This window comes from Pseudomonas sp. S2_F03, from assembly GCF_054668335.1.
In genome coordinates this window covers 1,302,148-1,317,972 of record NZ_CP162759.1, presented here as the reverse complement: position 1 = coordinate 1,317,972, position 15,825 = coordinate 1,302,148, and the positions used below count along the sequence as shown (strand labels likewise).

Annotated in this window: 13 protein-coding genes and 1 pseudogene; 9 read left to right on the top strand and 5 right to left on the bottom strand. The window is 59.8% G+C overall.

What is annotated here, in order from left to right; all coding sequences use genetic code 11:
- The first annotated feature begins 29 nt into the window (after positions 1–29).
- Positions 30–1,697 (top strand): AMP-binding protein, encoded by a 1,668-nt coding sequence (locus tag AB4N76_RS06305; RefSeq protein WP_460164274.1) that lies wholly within the window; start codon positions 30–32, stop codon positions 1,695–1,697.
- A gap of 32 nt (positions 1,698–1,729) precedes the next feature.
- Positions 1,730–2,176, top strand: a complete 447-nt coding sequence (locus AB4N76_RS06300) for a hotdog fold thioesterase (RefSeq protein WP_046031639.1) — start codon at positions 1,730–1,732, stop codon at positions 2,174–2,176.
- Between the two features lie 30 nt (positions 2,177–2,206).
- Here the strand turns inward: AB4N76_RS06300 and AB4N76_RS06295 are convergent, their stop codons facing one another.
- Positions 2,207–5,209 (bottom strand): RHS repeat-associated core domain-containing protein, encoded by a 3,003-nt coding sequence (locus tag AB4N76_RS06295; RefSeq protein ID WP_460164273.1) that lies wholly within the window; start codon positions 5,207–5,209, stop codon positions 2,207–2,209.
- Positions 5,210–5,433: 224 nt separating this feature from the next.
- Here AB4N76_RS06295 and AB4N76_RS06290 point away from each other — a divergent pair, with 224 nt between their 5' ends.
- The 5 genes and pseudogenes from AB4N76_RS06290 (at position 5,434) to AB4N76_RS06270 (ending at position 9,740) form a co-directional block, all read left to right on the top strand.
- Positions 5,434–6,240: an alpha/beta fold hydrolase gene (locus AB4N76_RS06290; protein WP_046031641.1), complete on the top strand. Its 807-nt coding sequence runs from the start codon at positions 5,434–5,436 to the stop codon at positions 6,238–6,240.
- A complete protein-coding gene (locus AB4N76_RS06285; RefSeq protein WP_046031642.1) occupies positions 6,237–7,091 on the top strand; it encodes an alpha/beta hydrolase in 855 nt (284 codons plus the stop codon). Before AB4N76_RS06290 ends, AB4N76_RS06285 begins: the two co-directional genes overlap by 4 nt.
- Positions 7,092–7,141: 50 nt before the next feature.
- A pseudogene (locus AB4N76_RS06280) lies at positions 7,142–7,800 on the top strand (glutathione S-transferase family protein).
- An 8-nt stretch (positions 7,801–7,808) separates the two neighbouring features.
- Positions 7,809–8,615, top strand: a complete 807-nt coding sequence (locus tag AB4N76_RS06275; RefSeq protein ID WP_046031644.1) for a DUF4892 domain-containing protein — start codon at positions 7,809–7,811, stop codon at positions 8,613–8,615.
- 69 nt (positions 8,616–8,684) lie between these two features.
- Positions 8,685–9,740 carry an AI-2E family transporter gene (locus AB4N76_RS06270; RefSeq protein WP_046031645.1) on the top strand — a complete coding sequence of 352 codons (1,056 nt, stop codon included), beginning with the start codon at positions 8,685–8,687 and terminating at the stop codon, positions 9,738–9,740.
- Positions 9,741–9,800: 60 nt separating this feature from the next.
- Here AB4N76_RS06270 and xopAW read toward each other — a convergent pair whose 3' ends face one another.
- From xopAW to AB4N76_RS06255, 3 genes are all read right to left on the bottom strand, one after another.
- Positions 9,801–10,655 (bottom strand): XopAW family type III secretion system calcium-binding effector, encoded by an 855-nt coding sequence (gene xopAW / locus AB4N76_RS06265; protein WP_077431486.1) that lies wholly within the window; start codon positions 10,653–10,655, stop codon positions 9,801–9,803.
- Between the two features lie 233 nt (positions 10,656–10,888).
- A complete protein-coding gene (locus AB4N76_RS06260) occupies positions 10,889–11,938 on the bottom strand; it encodes a sensor histidine kinase (protein WP_046031647.1) in 1,050 nt (349 codons plus the stop codon).
- The gene (locus AB4N76_RS06255; protein WP_046031648.1) at positions 11,938–12,696 is read right to left on the bottom strand and encodes a response regulator; all 759 of its coding nucleotides are present in this window, start codon (positions 12,694–12,696) and stop codon (positions 11,938–11,940) included. Before AB4N76_RS06255 ends, AB4N76_RS06260 begins: the two co-directional genes overlap by 1 nt.
- Positions 12,697–12,989: 293 nt before the next feature.
- On the opposite strand from AB4N76_RS06255, the gene pyrF reads away from it, so the two are divergent.
- A complete protein-coding gene (gene pyrF / locus AB4N76_RS06250; protein WP_027924005.1) occupies positions 12,990–13,688 on the top strand; it encodes an orotidine-5'-phosphate decarboxylase in 699 nt (232 codons plus the stop codon).
- A gap of 130 nt (positions 13,689–13,818) precedes the next feature.
- On the opposite strand, the gene AB4N76_RS06245 is transcribed toward pyrF, so the two are convergent.
- A complete protein-coding gene (locus AB4N76_RS06245) occupies positions 13,819–14,823 on the bottom strand; it encodes an NADP-dependent oxidoreductase (RefSeq protein ID WP_223522246.1) in 1,005 nt (334 codons plus the stop codon).
- Between the two features lie 236 nt (positions 14,824–15,059).
- Between AB4N76_RS06245 and AB4N76_RS06240 the strand changes: the two genes are divergently transcribed.
- Complete coding sequence (locus AB4N76_RS06240) at positions 15,060–15,821, top strand: SDR family oxidoreductase (protein ID WP_460164272.1); 762 nt, start codon at positions 15,060–15,062, stop codon at positions 15,819–15,821.
- The last annotated feature ends 4 nt before the right edge of the window (positions 15,822–15,825 follow it).

Genomic DNA, 15,825 nt, shown 5'->3' with positions numbered 1-15,825 from the left:
TCCAGAACAAAAATTCAGGAGCGAGTCGCATGTCTGCTGCTTTTCGATTGCCGCTGGATGTTTTTTACGAGCGCGAGGCCCGCCATCCACGCCAGCGTTTCCTGGTCCAGCCCACGGGTGGCGGGCAGGTCGAGACCCTGACCTGGGCCGACGTCGGCCACCAGGCTCGTTGTGCCGCGCATTGGCTGAGGGCTCGCGAACTGCCACAAGGCAGCCATATTGCCCTGATCTCGAAAAACTGTGCCCACTGGATCATCGCCGACCTGGCGATCTGGATGGCCGGGCATGTCTCCGTCCCGTTGTACCCCAACCTGACCGCCGAATCCGTGGCTCAGGTGCTCGATCATTCCGAAGCGGCACTGGCGTTTATCGGCAAACTCGACGACTGGCCAAACATGTCCCGTGGCGTCAAACCTGACCTGCCGATAATCAGTCTGCCGCTGCACCCGTCCGGTACTTTCGATTTCAGTTGGGCCGACCTGCAGCGCAGTTCGCCCATACAGGATGACCCCAAGCCCGACGCCGATCAGTTGGCGACCATCATTTACACCTCCGGCACCACCGGGTTGCCCAAAGGCGTGATGCACAGTTTCAGTAATCTTGGCTTTGCCACCACGCGGGGTACGCAACTGTTTGGGCTCAACGAGTCGGACCGACTGCTGTCCTACTTGCCGCTGTGCCACGTGGCCGAACGGATGTTCGTCGAGCTGGCATCGATCTACACCGGGCAGACGGTGTTCTTTGCCGAAAGCCTCGATACCTTCCTGACTGATTTGCAACGTGCGCGGCCTACCGCATTGTTTGGTGTGCCGCGAATCTGGACCAAATTCCAGATGGGCGTGTACAGCAAGATCCCGGCAAAACGCCTCGATTTTTTGCTGGGCCTGCCCATTATCGGCAAGCGGGTCGGGCACAAAGTCCTCGCCGGGCTGGGGCTGGATGCGTTGCGTGTCGCCTTGTCTGGCGCGGCGCCCGTGCCGCAGACCCTGCTGCTGTGGTACCGCAAACTGGGGCTGGATGTGCTTGAGGTCTACGGCATGACCGAGAGCTGCGGTTATTCCCACATTGGCCGGCCCGGCGAGAATAAGCCCGGCTGGATCGGCAAGCCCTGCCCGGAGGTTGAAGTACGAATCGACGACTCGGGCGAGGTCATGGTGCGCAGTGGTGCGACCATGCTCGGCTACTTCAAGGAACCGCAGAAAACCGCTGAAACCATCACTGAAGATGGCTTCCTGCGCACCGGCGACAAGGGCGAGCAAGACGCTGAAGGCAACCTGCGCCTGACCGGGCGGCTGAAAGAAATCTTCAAGACCAGCAAGGGCAAATACGTCGCGCCGGCACCGATCGAAAACCGCCTGGCGGTGCATTCACGGATCGAGCAAGTGTGTGTGGTCGGTGATGGTCTGAGTGCGCCGCTGGGGCTGTGTGTGTTGTCGGCAGTCGGGCAACAGGATGCCAGTGGAACGGCGAGGGCAGGGCTGCACTCAAGCCTGGAAAAACTGCTGGACGAGGTCAATGGCGTGCTCGATAAACATGAGCGCCTGCGGCGTCTGGTGGTGGTCAAGGACAGCTGGGCCGTGGACAACGGCTTCCTCACGCCGACCCTGAAGATCAAGCGTAACGTGATCGAAGCGGCTTACGGCGCCCGCTTCGAAGAATGGAGCGAGCGCAGTGAGACCGTGCTGTGGCAGGATTGAGCGACGAACAACACCTACAAAGGAAAGCAGCGATGAGTCTGTGGCGTACCACTCCCAACATCGAGCAGTTGAACGCAATCCAGAAAAACACCATCGGCGAAGTGCTGGATATCCGCTTCGAAGCGTTCGACGAAGAGTCCCTGACCGCGAGCATGGTCATTGACCACCGCACTCACCAGCCTTACGGCCTGCTGCACGGTGGCGCCTCGGTGGTGCTGGCCGAAAGCGTCGGTTCCATGGCCAGCTACCTGTGCATCGATGCCAGCAAGTTTTACTGCGTGGGCCTGGAAATCAACGCCAACCATTTGCGCGGCCTGCGCAGTGGGCGAGTGACCGCCGTGGCCAAGCCGATACACATTGGCCGCACGACTCACGTTTGGGATATCCGCTTGAGCAGTGACGAAGGCAAGGCCAGTTGTGTGTCGCGCCTGACCATGGCGGTTGTTCCATTGGGCGAACAACCGCCGTCTCGTTTGTAGCGTAAAGTCGTTTCGTTTACATATGCGTCATCATATGGCGCAGATTGATCTCGAATAACTGCGTTGCCTGCGCGTCGTTTCGCTGGTGATGTAGAAAATTTCGGTGGCTGCCGGGTCATAGGCCTCATCGCTAGATGTCGGTATGCCTTCTCGGGTAATGCCGGCGCCGACCGTGTTTTTTTCCAGATCCCAGGATGTTTGCCCCAGTTCTGCACTTAAGCCGGGTGTTGCGGTGGTCACGAAGGTCGATCGCAAGTCGCCGATGGCACTGCCGACAGCTCGTGTCACCGCCGTTCGAGTGTTTTCGTCCAGTGTGTTGTATCCAGGTATCTGTGCGACGGCCAGATTGGCTAATTGTCCCAGAGAGCTGAAGAAGTGCCGACTGCTGGATCCGACAACAGCTTTGGCCGAGTCGAATGTCGGCCCACTGCCTTTGGACTGTTTGGTTGGCGTTCCACGCAACCCCCTCACGGCAGAGGCGCCGGCCGCACCGGCCGCCGTCGCCGTAGAGGCCGCGACGATGCTTTGCAGGGCTTTCCCCGCAGGTTCAGCTCCGAACAGCAGCGAGCCACCAAAGCCCACCGCACCTCCAATGCCTGCGACGGCGCCCATGCTGCCAAGTCCGGTTACGAAGTCTGCACGGCCGACGGAGGGATTGCTCGGGCCGGCATCGGCAAAATACTGGGCGCTCACCTCGCGAAACGCTGTCCCGAAAGCGCTGCCGATTTGAGAGGCAGCAGCTGTATTGCCTTTGGGATTGAGCATCCCTAACAGGGAGGGTGCTGCCCCCAGAGCGGCACCAAGAACAGCACCACCGACTTTCGCGGCAAGAGGCCCCCAGCCGGACGGATCGTCGACGGACACTCGGGATTGCGTCCAGTTCGCGCTCGCATACCCGCTGACGCCGCCTGAAATCGCGCCGGCCGTGGCGCCGGCAACTGTCACGGCCATGCTCATAGGCGACATAAACGCTATCATTGCATATTGCACGGCGGCGGCGATCAAGGCGCTTGGAAGTTCTCGGGCCGCGGTTGCACTGGCCGCGAAGACAGTGTCGACCCCTGCCAAGCCTTGAACATCGACAAATCTGACAGGATTGCCGTGCACCATCGTAAACAGGTTCAAGCCGTCGGCACTCCCTGCCGGGTCGGCATTGAGCCAGCGTTCCAGCCAGGGAGCGTAGTAACGTTGTCCGTAGTAATACAGGCCAGTGGCATCACGTTCCTGGCCTGAGAATCGCCGGGTTCTATAACTCGCTTGCACTTTGTCCCGGCCAGCCCACCATGAAGTGCCACCATAGGGGTAGTACATTTCCTCGCTGATCAGTTCTGCCAGTTGATCGAGTTCCAATGTACTGGAGCCCAGGTGATTGCTCAGGCTGTAACGATACTGATCGTCCTTGCCACCGCCCGGTTCCCAATGCAGAACCTGTACCGCACAGCGACCGGCCTGCACTGAAATAACGTGTAGAACTTCTTCGGGAGATGTGCGGATTTCCAGCCCTGGCAAATACCGCACTTCGTGCGTTCGCGTTGAGGAACCGGCTTGAGCAATGCGGATTTTTCGCTTTCGTTGGCCAGATTCGTCATAACGGTAGATTTCACTGTCATTGGGGCCATTCTCACGCGTCACTTGATCGACCTGCCGCAGGTGGTTGCTCAGGCTCCAAATCAGATCCTGACCCGCCATCAATTGCTCTTTGTTGCCGTTGGCATCGAATCCGGCGGTGATCTCACTCTCTCCGGGCAGCTCGCCGTCAGCTTTTTGCGCCAGTCCCCGATTGCTGTATTTAGATATCGCCGTCTGCTGTGTCCAGCTGTGGCTGGCAGCGCTGTGAACCAGTTTCTTGAGGTTGCCCGCACAATCGTAGGTAAAGGTCTGGCGGTAATTTTCCAGTTGTCCAGGGTCAGGAGGGGAAACGAAGACCGGCTCCTGAGGACCGTTGTGGCTATTGATCCGTTGCCAGCCGTTTGCCTCTATCAACTGATACAAACTGTTGTAGGTAAAGGTGTTGATCGGTTCGATCTTCTGGTTGCGAAAACGGGTGCGCTGAGCCGCGTTTTTGATGCTGAGGATATTGCCGACCCGATCATAGTCGTACACCAAGTGTTGAAGCGGTGGCTGGCTGGGAAGTCCAGCCAGGAGTTCCAGTAATCGGCCGTCCTTCGGGTCGTATCGGGCTTCACTGATCACGCCGTTGCCGGCGGTCTGGCGCTCGATGTTGCCAAATGTGTTGTAGTGGATGTCGCTCAGCAGCGATATGTCTTGCGATCGCCCGGCGATTCTCAAGCGAACCCGACTCAGTTGGCCTGCGATGTCCAGATCCGAGAACCGTGCGTTGCCGTGCGCATCTTCCTGGCAGACCTGTATCCCCAGGGCGTTGTAGAGGGAGCGGGTGGTCGCGCCGTTGCCGGTTTCGTTCAACTGGTTTCTTTCAGTTTCGTCAATGGGCCAGTCTGGTTCGTCCAGCTGTTCGAGAAAATGTCGAGTCTGTGAGCTGACTCCGCCCGTCAGTGCGAAGTCGGTGAAGTGTAGGGTGCCGGCACTGTCGTCATGGCGGATCAGCTGACCGCATTGATTATGCAAGGCAGCTTCCGGGGTGTTGTCACCATAGGTGTAGAACGAACGGTTTCTTGCGGGTCTGCCATGAGCCTGCTCGACAGTTTTGATCGGGCGCAGCAACAGATCGTATTCGGTTCGAACCTGAGTGAGCAGACTGTCCCAGCCGAAGAGGTTTTGACCGGCCACACCGGGTAGGGTCAACCGGCTTCCCGCATCCACGCTCTCACTGTAGAGGGGCGCACCAGTGAGACTGAAAACTGTCATCAGGTTTGGCCGGGCGTCCGGCTCAGTCTCGAGCAGCTTGAGCAGGCGAGGGTCGCAGCTGATCGTCGGTTGACCTGCGCCATTGAAGGACTGGCGGTAAATCCAAGGTTCTGCTGGCTCGCCGGGTGTTTCACGGTAATAGGACACAGTGGCGACGTTTAACCCTCGCGGATCATTCACAGAGACTGTCGGGGTATTCTTGTGCATGGAAACAGCCTCACGAAAGAACTTCGGGTGGGGAATAGTTATTCGCGATTGCTCCCTCGCAGTCAACTGTCAGAAATAACAGGTAAGTTCGGTGTTCGACGCAGGCCCGGACTGTTTTTCATCGATGGAACGATGCTGTCATCATTCCTGTCTGTTACGGTCATTGCTGTCAGCCGTCGTCTTACGGACAATCAACGCCTTGTCTCGCTCATGGATTTGCCGGTATGTCGCAACAGATATTTTTCGCCCACGCCAATGGCTTTCCTTCAGGGACCTACGGCAAGTTGTTCGCGGCGCTCGCGCCCGAGTACCAGGTGACGCATCTGGAGCAGCACGCTCATGACCCGCGTTTTCCGGCGGACGACAATTGGTACAACCTGGTGGACGAGCTGATCCATCACCTCAAGCAACAAGCAGAACCGGTGTGGGGCGTCGGCCATTCCTTCGGCGGTGTGCTGCACTTGCACGCGGCACTGCGTTGCCCAGAGTTGTATCGTGGCGTGGTGATGCTGGACTCTCCGGTCCTGACCCGCACCGATCAATGGGTCATCCGCGCCGCCAAGCGATTCGGTTTTATCGACCGCTTGACCCCGGCCGGTCGTACCTTGGGGCGTCGGGAAGAGTTTGCCGACCTGGAAAGCGCCCGCCGCTATTTCGCTGGTAAAACCCTGTTCCGCAGTTTTGATCCGGAATGTTTTGACGCCTACCTGCAACATGGTTTGCACAAGGTCGGCGATAAACTGCGCCTGCGCTTCGATCCTGCCACGGAAATCAGCATCTACCGTGGCGTGCCCCACACCAGCCCCGGTCGCACTCGGCAATTGAAAGTACCGCTGGCGGTGGTGCGCGGGCACAAGAGCCGCGTGGTAATGCGTCATCACGCCAGCTCCGTCGGACGCATGCCGCAAGGTGAATCCCTGACCCTGCCTGGCGGCCACATGTTTCCGCTTGAACGTCCACACGACACGGCCACGTTGCTGAAGACCTTGTTCAGTCGCTGGGACGGTCGCCGCCAACAGGATTGCGCATGAGCAACGCCGTCGAAGAAGTCCGCCTGAGCCTGCCGCACATCGAGCTGGCGGCGCATTTGTTCGGTCCTGAAGACGGCCTGCCGGTCATTGCGTTGCATGGCTGGCTGGACAATGCCAACAGCTTTGCCCGGCTCGCACCCAAGCTTAAAGGCCTGCGCATCATCGCCCTGGACATGGCCGGTCACGGTCATTCCGGGCATCGCCCGCCCGGTGCCGGCTACGCGATGTGGGACTACGCCCATGACGTGCTGCAAGTCGCCGAACAGCTGGGCCTCAAGCGTTTTGCGCTGATGGGGCACTCCATGGGGGCAATCGCTTCGTTGATCATTGCCGGATCGATGCCGGAGCGTGTCACGCACCTGGCCTTGATCGACGGCATCATTCCTCCTACAGACAAAGGCGAAAATGCTGCCGAGCGAATGGGCATGGCCCTGCAAGCGCAGCTGGACCTGCGGGAAAAACGCAAACCGGTCTACACCACCCAGGACCGTGCCATCGAAGCGCGCATGAAAGGCTTGGTGGCCGTCAGCCGAGAAGCCGCCGAGCTGCTGGCCCAGCGAGGCTTGATGCCGGTGCCGGGCGGTTACACCTGGCGCACCGATAACCGGCTGACGCTGCCTTCACCGTTGCGCCTGACTACCGAACAGGCCATGGCCTTTGTCCAGCGGGTCAGTTGCCCGGCAAAACTGGTGGTCGCAGCGGATGGCATGCTCGCCAAACATCCTGAATTGCTGGAGCGTCTACCCTTTAGCCGTGAACAGCTGCCAGGCGGTCATCATTTGCACCTGAATGACGAACCCGGCGCCGACCTTGTCGCAGACTGTTTCAATCGGTTCTTCGCCGTTCCTTGACTTGCGCCGGGCAACTGTCGAGGCTGGGCGGGTTGAAATGGGAGACAACCATGATAGATCTCTACACCGCTGCGACCCCGAATGGCCACAAGGTCTCTATCGTGCTCGAGGAACTCGGCCTGCCCTACACGGTGCAAACCCTGAGTTTCGACAAAAAGGAACAGAAGTCCGAAGACTTCCTCAAGATCAATCCCAATGGCCGGATTCCGGCCATTGTCGACCGCGGCAATGGCGATTTCGCCGTGTTCGAATCCGGCGCCATCCTGATTTACCTCGCTGAAATGACCGGGAAACTGATGCCTTCCGACCCGAAAGGGCGCTCGGTGGTGTTGCAGTGGCTGATGTTCCAGATGGGTGGGATCGGTCCGATGCAGGGGCAGGCCAACGTGTTTTTCCGCTACTTTCCGGAAAACTCCAGGGCGCCATCGATCGTTATCAGCATGAAACCCGGCGCCTCTATGAGGTACTCGATACGCGCCTGCAAACCGAAGAGTTTCTGGCCGGCGAATACAGCATTGCCGATATCGCGACCTTCCCGTGGGTGCGTGGCTATGAGTGGTCAGGTGTTTCCGTGGACGGCCTGACGGCGTTGCAACGCTGGATGGCGACCATGGAGGCGCGTCCGGCGGTGCAGCGTGGGTTGCAAGTGCCCCCACGCTCCGATGAAGCCAGTGTCATCAAGGGTGCCCAGGCCATGCTGATCCGATGAGTCTGACCATGCGTTCACTCAGTCTGTTGGTGCTGTGCTGCATCAGTCCCTTATCGTTTGCCGCCGATGTCCCGGGCAGTCAGGACCTGCCGATCCTGCCGCGTATGGAAGATGCGCAGATTGTCGACTTTCGCCCGGCGGCCGAGCTGGAGCGGATCTACCCGTTGGGTTCGATCCGTAAAATCAGCGGTCAATTGCGTTTCGATGGTCAAGTCAGCGCTCGTGGCACGGCCACTTCGGTGACCTACGAATTACCACCGGAACATTCTTCAACCGAGGCTTTCACTGCCGCTCGAGAGGCATTGCAGAAGCAAGGCGCGCAACTGTTGTTCTGGTGCCAGTCTCGCGATTGCGGTGAAAGCAGCCTGTGGGCCAATGAGGTTTTCGGCAACGCCAAGCTGTATGGCGCCGACGATCAGCAGGCGTACTTGCTGTTGCGTCTGGCGGCCCCTCGAGACAATTCGTTGGTGGCGCTTTACAGCATCACTCGCGGCAATCGCAAAGCGTATTTGCACGTCGAACAGTTCGATGCCGCGGCGCCGCTGGGGGAATTGCTGCCGACGTCGGCCACGTTGCTGCGCGAGCTCAAAAACACCGGTGAGCTGGATTTCCTCACGCTGACCGCCGAGCCTGATGAAACCTGGCTGCGTCTGATCTCCCGTGGGTTGAACCTGGACACCACGTTGCGGGTCAGTGTCTCTGGGGCGAACGCCGAAGCCTGGCGTCAGGCCCTGATCCAGCAGGGCGTGCGTGCGGCCCGACTGGAAACCGGCAACGTCGAAGGCTCTGGCCTGCACATCGAACTGTTGCGATAAGCTCTATCAGGCGAACGTGTCTTGCACGTTCGCCTATTCTTTTTGCGGACTGACTTTTTCGAGATTTAGATGATCAATAACGATCGACTGGTGGTGCAGATTCTGCTCCTGGTGTTGTTTGGCGCGAGCTTCTGGGTGATGGCGCCTTTCTGGTCGGCGATGTTCTGGGGCGCAGTGCTGGCGTTTGCCAGTTGGCCGCTGATGCGTTTGCTGACCCGTTGGCTCCATGGTCGCGAATCCCTGGCGGCCGCTTTGCTGACCCTCGGCTGGATGTTGCTGGTGGCGGTGCCGCTGGTCTGGCTGGGTTTCAACCTGGCAGATCATGTGCGAGATGCCACGGTGTTCATCAAGGATGTACAGGTTGATGGCCTGCCCGAAGCACCGGCGTGGCTGGGCGGTATTCCGCTGGTTGGCGCACGGCTGGTAGGAATCTGGAACAGTATCGACCAGCAGGGCGCGGCGATGATGGCGTCGCTGAAACCTTATGTCGGGCAGATGGGCAACTGGTTGCTGGCGCGCAGTGCGCAGATTGGCGGCGGGATTCTCGAACTGACGCTGAGCATTGTCTTCGTGTTCTTTTTCTACCGTGACGGCCCCCGGTTGGCGGTATTTGTACACGGGTTGCTGGAGCGGCTGATCGGCCACCGTGCCGGGTACTACATCGAACTGGTGGCCGGTACGGTACAACGAGTCGTCAATGGCGTGATCGGGACGGCGGCAGCGCAGGCCGTGCTGGCCCTGATCGGCTTCCTGATTGCCGGTGTGCCCGGGGCTCTGGTACTGGGTATTGTGACGTTCCTGTTGAGCCTGATCCCGATGGGGCCACCGCTGGTGTGGATCCCGGCCACGGCCTGGCTGGCCTGGAAGGGTGAGTACGGGATGGCGATATTCCTCGGTATTTGGGGCACGTTCATCATCAGCGGCGTCGACAACGTACTCAAACCGTACCTGATCAGCCGGGGCGGAAACTTGCCGTTGGTGATCGTTCTGCTGGGCGTGTTTGGCGGGTTGATTGCGTTTGGCTTTATCGGTCTGTTCATCGGCCCGACATTGCTGGCCGTGGCCTACAGCTTGCTGACCGATTGGAGCAAGGGGCCGACGCGGCTGGAAGATCCCCGGCTCTGAGTGATGATTGCGCCATGACAAAAAGCCCACTGGACCTGCGAAGGTCAGTGGGCTTTTTGCTTAGGTCGCGACGTTCAGGTACTTGCCCACCGTTGCCACGTTATCGAGCGAGTACTGCTTGCTCAAGTTGGCAATCATCTTGTTCAACGCTTCGTTGACATTGAACTGATCGGTGGAGCTGTCGCTGCTTTGTTCTCGGCCGGCTTGCAGGGCTGCTTTCAGCTCATCGCTGCTGACACCGCCGCTGCTATCTCTGTCCAGAACCTTGAGCAACGCGGCGCTGGTGTCCGTGCTGGTCGATGACGTGCTGTCGCTCGCCTGCAACGCGTTGCTCAATTCGGTGGCGGTCACGCTGCCATCGCTGTCCGAATCCAGTTGGCTGAACAGTTCCTCGCTGGACACCTGTTGTGGCGGCGGTGGCGGCGGGGTCAGGCTGGCGGCGAGTTCGTCCTTGCTGACGGTGCCGTCCTGGTTCTTGTCCAGGGCCGAAAAAATTTCTTTGCTGTCGGCACTGCTGCCGGCGCTGGTCAAGCCGGTGCTCAGCTCGTCGTTGCTGATGGCGCCGTCACCGTCGGTGTCCAGGGCGCTGATCAGCGCATCGGCCAGTTCCGTGCTCGGAGGTTGATCATGCGGCGGAGGCGGCGGTGGCGCCATCGCGGCCATTTCTTCGCTGCTCAAGTTGCCGCTGCTGTCGCTGTCGAGGTCGGCGAAGTTTTTGCTCAGGCTGACCAACAGACCGTCATCGGTTTTTTGTGACAAGGCACTGTTCAGCTCGTCCTGATCCACCGCACCGTCGCTGTTGCTGTCGAGCTTGGCGAGCAGTTCTTTCTGGAACTGCTGGCTGCGGGCGCTGTTGGTCGTGGTGCTGCTGGTGCTGCCGGTATAGCTGGTGTAGTTGCTGACACTACCAATCATTGTGCTCACTCCCTGGAATGGAAAACCGGTGGGTGCACCGGCTTATGCAGCCTCAAGGGGCAAGGTGTCGTGGGTATGTGGGGTTTGTACCGGTCAGTACACACAGGTCTCATGCCTGGCATAGACCCTGTGGGAGCGAGCTTGCTCGCGATGGCGGTGTGTCATTCATTAGTGAGTGGGCTGATATACCGCTATCGCGAGCAAGCTCGCTCCCACAGGGATTTATGTGCGACTCAGATTCGGGGCAGGCGGATAATCGCGGTCAAGCCACCGCCCTGAGTTTCTTCCAGGCTCAATTGTCCACCCAGCCGTTCGGCGGCCTCGCGGGCGATGGTCATGCCCAGGCCGACACCGCCGGAGTTGCGGTTGCGTGAACCCTCCAGCCGAAAGAACGGCTCGAACACGGCTTCACGTTTGTCTGCCGCAATGCCCGGACCGTGATCAATCACTCGGATCACCAGGGTTTCGCGGCTGTCTTCGAGTTTGATCAATGCCTGCCCGGCATAGCGCAACGCGTTATCCAGCAAGTTGTTGATGCAAGAACGCAAGGCCATCGGTTGTACGTGCAGCGGGGCGCAGTGACCACTGGCCTGAACATCGGCGCCCTGGTCCTGGGCGTTTTCGCACAGGGACTCCACCAACGCTTGCACGTCCATCCATTGCAACGCCTCGCTGGTGCGCTGTTCGTGCAAGTAAGTCAGGGTGGCGTCGAGCATGTTGATCATGTCGTCCAGATCCTGACGCATCTGACCTTGCAGTTTTTCGTCGTCGATCTGTTCCAGGCGCAATTTGAGCCGCGACAGTGGGGTGCGCAGGTCATGGGACACCGCGCCCAGCATCCGCGAACGCTGCTGCACCTGTTCGATAATGCGTTTCTGCATCAGGTTAAAGGTGTAGGCCGCTTGCCGCGCTTCCCGTGGTCCCGATTCATCGAGTGGCGTGCTGTCGAGGTTTTCGCTCAAGCGCTCGGCGGCATCGCTCAGGCGCTGGATTGGCCGGCTCAGCAGTTTGGCGCCGTACCAGGCCGCAATGATCAGCGAAATCAATTGAAAGGTCAGCGGCACTAACGGTCCGCCGAACCACGGCCGAGGCGGCCGGGTTTCAAAGCGTGGGTCCATCGGCGGGCGTTTCCCGTCAACGCTTTCGGAAAACTCCGGTGGCGGTGGCGGAGGAGGTGGGCCGTAGTGGTGAAACCAGGCAAACGCCAGCAAGTGCGCGAGGACGATCGCCAGCAACAGCACACCGAACAGGCGGCCGAACAGCGTATCGAAGCGCGCACGCATCAGCCGATGTCTCTCGCGTCGAACAGATAACCCTCACCGCGAACGGTCTTGATCAGTTGTGGCGCTTTGGGGTCATCACCGAGTTTCTGGCGCAGGCGCGAGACCAGCAGGTCGATGCTTCGATCAAAGGCCTCAATCGAGCGGCCGCGAGCGGCGTCCAGCAATTGCTCACGACTGAGCACCCGGCGCGGACGTTCGATGAACACCCAGAGCAGGCGGAACTCGGCGTTGGACAGTGGGACCACCAGGCCGTTGTCGGCAATCAACTGTCGCAACACGCTGTTCAGGCGCCAATTGTCGAAGCGAATGTTCGCACGCTGTTCGGTGCGATCATCGCGCACTCGACGCAGAATGGTCTGAATCCTGGCCACCAGTTCACGGGGCTCGAACGGCTTGGCCATGTAATCGTCGGCGCCCAGCTCCAGGCCGATAATTCGGTCGGTCGGTTCGCAACGCGCAGTGAGCATCAGGATCGGAATGTCCGATTCGGCACGCAGCCAGCGGCACAATGACAAACCGTCTTCACCGGGCAGCATCAAGTCGAGCACCACCACATCGAAATGCTCGGCTTGCAGCGCCAGGCGCATCTCGGTGCCGTCGGTGACGCCGCTGGCGTGGATATTGAACCGGGCGAGGTAGTCGATCATCAGTTCGCGAATCGGGACGTCATCGTCGACGATCAGGGCGCGAATGCTCCAGCGCTTGTCGTCGCCGGGCGCTTTTTGATCGTCCTTCAAAGGGGCTTGGGAGTTGTGCATGCGTGCGTTCATCTGCCAGAGAGGCTGCCAACCACAAAGATGGGCTGCGAGGTTGTGGCTTCAGCATAGGCGTCCGGCCCGGAGGCGGGAAGTGCTGTAAGGACGTGTTGCGGCTGCCGAGGGTAGTGATGAACGATGTTGTGGACGTGTCGGGAGTGTATCGGGCTCGACACAATTGGCCAAAGGACTAGTCTTGCCTGAGCGCCGATGACGAATTACCGATCATCGGGTCCCGCAGCGTCGCTGGTTCCGCTACAATGCGCGCCGATTTCGTCCTGCCTGAGAGCCCGCACATGTCCGTCTGCCAGACTCCTATCATCGTCGCCCTGGATTTCCCCACCCGTGACGCCGCACTGAAGCTGGCCGATCAGTTGGACCCGAAACTGTGCCGGGTAAAAGTCGGCAAGGAACTGTTCACCAGTTGCGCGTCGGAAATCGTCGGCACCCTGCGTGACAAGGGCTTCGAAGTGTTCCTGGACCTCAAGTTCCACGATATTCCGAACACCACCGCCATGGCCGTCAAAGCCGCTGCGGAAATGGGCGTGTGGATGGTCAACGTCCATTGCTCCGGTGGCCTGCGCATGATGGCGGCCTGCCGTGAAGTGCTGGACCAGCGTACCGGGCCGAAACCGCTGCTGATCGGCGTGACCGTGCTGACCAGCATGGAGCGTGAAGACCTGGCCGGTATCGGTCTGGACATCGAGCCGCAAGAGCAGGTGCTGCGTCTGGCCGCCCTGGCGGAAAAAGCCGGGATGGACGGTCTGGTGTGCTCGGCGCTGGAAGCCCAGGCCTTGAAGTCGGCTCACCCGTCGTTGCAACTGGTGACGCCAGGCATTCGTCCAGCGGGCAGCGCGCAAGACGATCAACGCCGTATCCTGACCCCGCGCCAGGCACTGGACGCCGGTTCCGATTATCTGGTGATTGGCCGTCCGATCAGCCAGGCGGCAGATCCAGCCAAGGCACTCGCCGCCGTAGTCGCCGAACTCGCCTGACCACCGCTACCCCTGTGGGAGCGAGCTTGCTCGCGATGAGGGCCTGTCAGTCGACATATTCGTTGTCTGATACGCCGCAATCGCGAGCAAGCTCGCACACATTGGTTTTGGGGTTGCTGAAAGTTTTGGGTTAAACCTTCAACACCAACTTCCCGAAGTTCTCGCCGCTGAACAATTTCATCAGCGTTTCCGGGAATGTCTCCAGTCCTTCGACAATGTCTTCCTTGCTCTTGAGTTGCCCCTTGATCATCCAGCCGGCCATTTCCTGCCCGGCGGCGGCAAACTGGGCGGCGTAGTCCATCACCACAAAACCCTCCATGCGCGCGCGGTTGACCAGCAGCGAGAGGTAATTGGCCGGGCCCTTGACCGCTTCCTTGTTGTTGTATTGGCTGATCGCGCCGCAAATCACTACGCGGGCCTTCATGTTCAGTCGGCTCAGCACCGCGTCGAGAATGTCGCCACCGACGTTATCGAAATACACGTCGACCCCTTTCGGGCATTCGCGTTTAAGACCGGCGATGACGTCTTCGTTCTTGTAGTCGATGGCGCCATCAAAACCCAATTCATCGATCAGGAACTGGCACTTGTCCGCGCCGCCGGCAATCCCGACCACGCGGCAGCCTTTGATCTTGGCGATCTGTCCGGCAATGCTGCCCACTGCGCCGGCAGCGCCCGACAGCACCACCGTGTCACCGGCCTTCGGCGCGCCGACATCGAGCAGGGCGAAGTAGGCGGTCATCCCGGTCATGCCAAGGGCGGACAAATAGCGCGGCAATGGCGCCAGTTTCGGATCAACTTTGTAGAAACCTCGTGGTTCGCCGAGGAAGTAATCCTGCACGCCGAGGGCACCGTTGACGTAGTCCCCGACCGCGAACCCCGGATTGTTCGAGGCAATGACTTGGCCTACACCCAATGCGCGCATGACTTCGCCCAAACCCACCGGCGGGATGTAGGACTTGCCCTCATTCATCCAGCCACGCATGGCCGGGTCCAGGGACAGGTATTCGTTTTTAACCAGAATCTGCCCCGACGCCGGCTCGCCGACCGGTACTTCCTGATAGGTAAAAGTCTCGCGGGTGGCCGCGCCCACGGGACGTTTGGCGAGCAGGAACTGGCGATTGGTCTGGGTAGTCATGACAGGCACTCAAGATGAATGAAGCCTTGTTGATAGCCCTTCATGATCAATGCCGCAAGTCTGGCTGATGCGGCGAATGCACCTCGATCCAGTGCAGTGATAGTCGGGGTCGGCGTTCTATCACTGTCACTCATGGGTACCCAACCGGCCACTTGATAGTGCTGCCGTGGCGCAGCCCTCTGTGGCTAGACTGAAATCAGGCAATTCCCCGTATTCTTCTCTTCGAGGACATAACAATGAGCATGACGTTTTCCGGCCAGGTGGCAGTGGTGACAGGCGCGGCGGCCGGTATTGGCCGTGCGACCGCCCAGGCGTTCGCCGCCGAAGGGCTGAAGGTCGTGGTCGCCGACCTGGACACCGCAGGTGGCGAAGGCACCGTGGCGCTGATTCGTGCAGCGGGCGGCGAAGCGACCTTCGTGCGTTGCAACGTGACGCTGGAAAACGATGTAAAACATCTGATGGACGAAGTGGTAAACACCTACGGGCGGCTGGACTATGCCTTCAACAACGCCGGCATCGAGATCGAGAAAGGCAAGCTCGCCGAAGGCACGCTGGATGAGTTCGACGCGATCATGGGCGTCAACGTCAAAGGCGTCTGGCTCTGCATGAAATATCAACTGCCGCTGTTGTTGGCCCAGGGCGGCGGTGCCATCGTCAACACCGCTTCGGTGGCGGGCCTGGGGGCTGCACCGAAGATGAGCATTTACGCGGCGTCCAAACATGCGGTGATCGGCCTGACCAAGTCAGCGGCCATCGAATATGCCAAGAAAAAGATTCGCGTGAATGCGGTATGCCCGGCGGTGATCGACACCGACATGTTCCGTCGTGCGTATGAGGCGGACCCGAAGAAGGGTGAATTTGCCAACGCGATGCACCCGGTGGGTCGCATCGGCAAGGTGGAAGAGATCGCCAGCGCGGTGTTGTATCTGTGCAGCGACGGTGCCGCGTTCACCACCGGCCATTCGCTGGCGGTGGATGGCGGCGTTACAGCGTTCTGAAGTC

Coding starts and splice junctions, on each gene's coding strand:
- AB4N76_RS06305 (WP_460164274.1), top strand. CDS start 30: ATGTCTGCTGCTTTTCGATTGCCGCTGGATGTTTTTTACGAGCGCGAG.
- AB4N76_RS06300 (WP_046031639.1), top strand. CDS start 1,730: ATGAGTCTGTGGCGTACCACTCCCAACATCGAGCAGTTGAACGCAATC.
- AB4N76_RS06295 (WP_460164273.1), bottom strand. CDS start 5,209: ATGCACAAGAATACCCCGACAGTCTCTGTGAATGATCCGCGAGGGTTA.
- AB4N76_RS06290 (WP_046031641.1), top strand. CDS start 5,434: ATGTCGCAACAGATATTTTTCGCCCACGCCAATGGCTTTCCTTCAGGG.
- AB4N76_RS06285 (WP_046031642.1), top strand. CDS start 6,237: ATGAGCAACGCCGTCGAAGAAGTCCGCCTGAGCCTGCCGCACATCGAG.
- AB4N76_RS06275 (WP_046031644.1), top strand. CDS start 7,809: ATGCGTTCACTCAGTCTGTTGGTGCTGTGCTGCATCAGTCCCTTATCG.
- AB4N76_RS06270 (WP_046031645.1), top strand. CDS start 8,685: ATGATCAATAACGATCGACTGGTGGTGCAGATTCTGCTCCTGGTGTTG.
- xopAW (WP_077431486.1), bottom strand. CDS start 10,655: ATGATTGGTAGTGTCAGCAACTACACCAGCTATACCGGCAGCACCAGC.
- AB4N76_RS06260 (WP_046031647.1), bottom strand. CDS start 11,938: ATGCGTGCGCGCTTCGATACGCTGTTCGGCCGCCTGTTCGGTGTGCTG.
- AB4N76_RS06255 (WP_046031648.1), bottom strand. CDS start 12,696: ATGCACAACTCCCAAGCCCCTTTGAAGGACGATCAAAAAGCGCCCGGC.
- pyrF (WP_027924005.1), top strand. CDS start 12,990: ATGTCCGTCTGCCAGACTCCTATCATCGTCGCCCTGGATTTCCCCACC.
- AB4N76_RS06245 (WP_223522246.1), bottom strand. CDS start 14,823: ATGACTACCCAGACCAATCGCCAGTTCCTGCTCGCCAAACGTCCCGTG.
- AB4N76_RS06240 (WP_460164272.1), top strand. CDS start 15,060: ATGAGCATGACGTTTTCCGGCCAGGTGGCAGTGGTGACAGGCGCGGCG.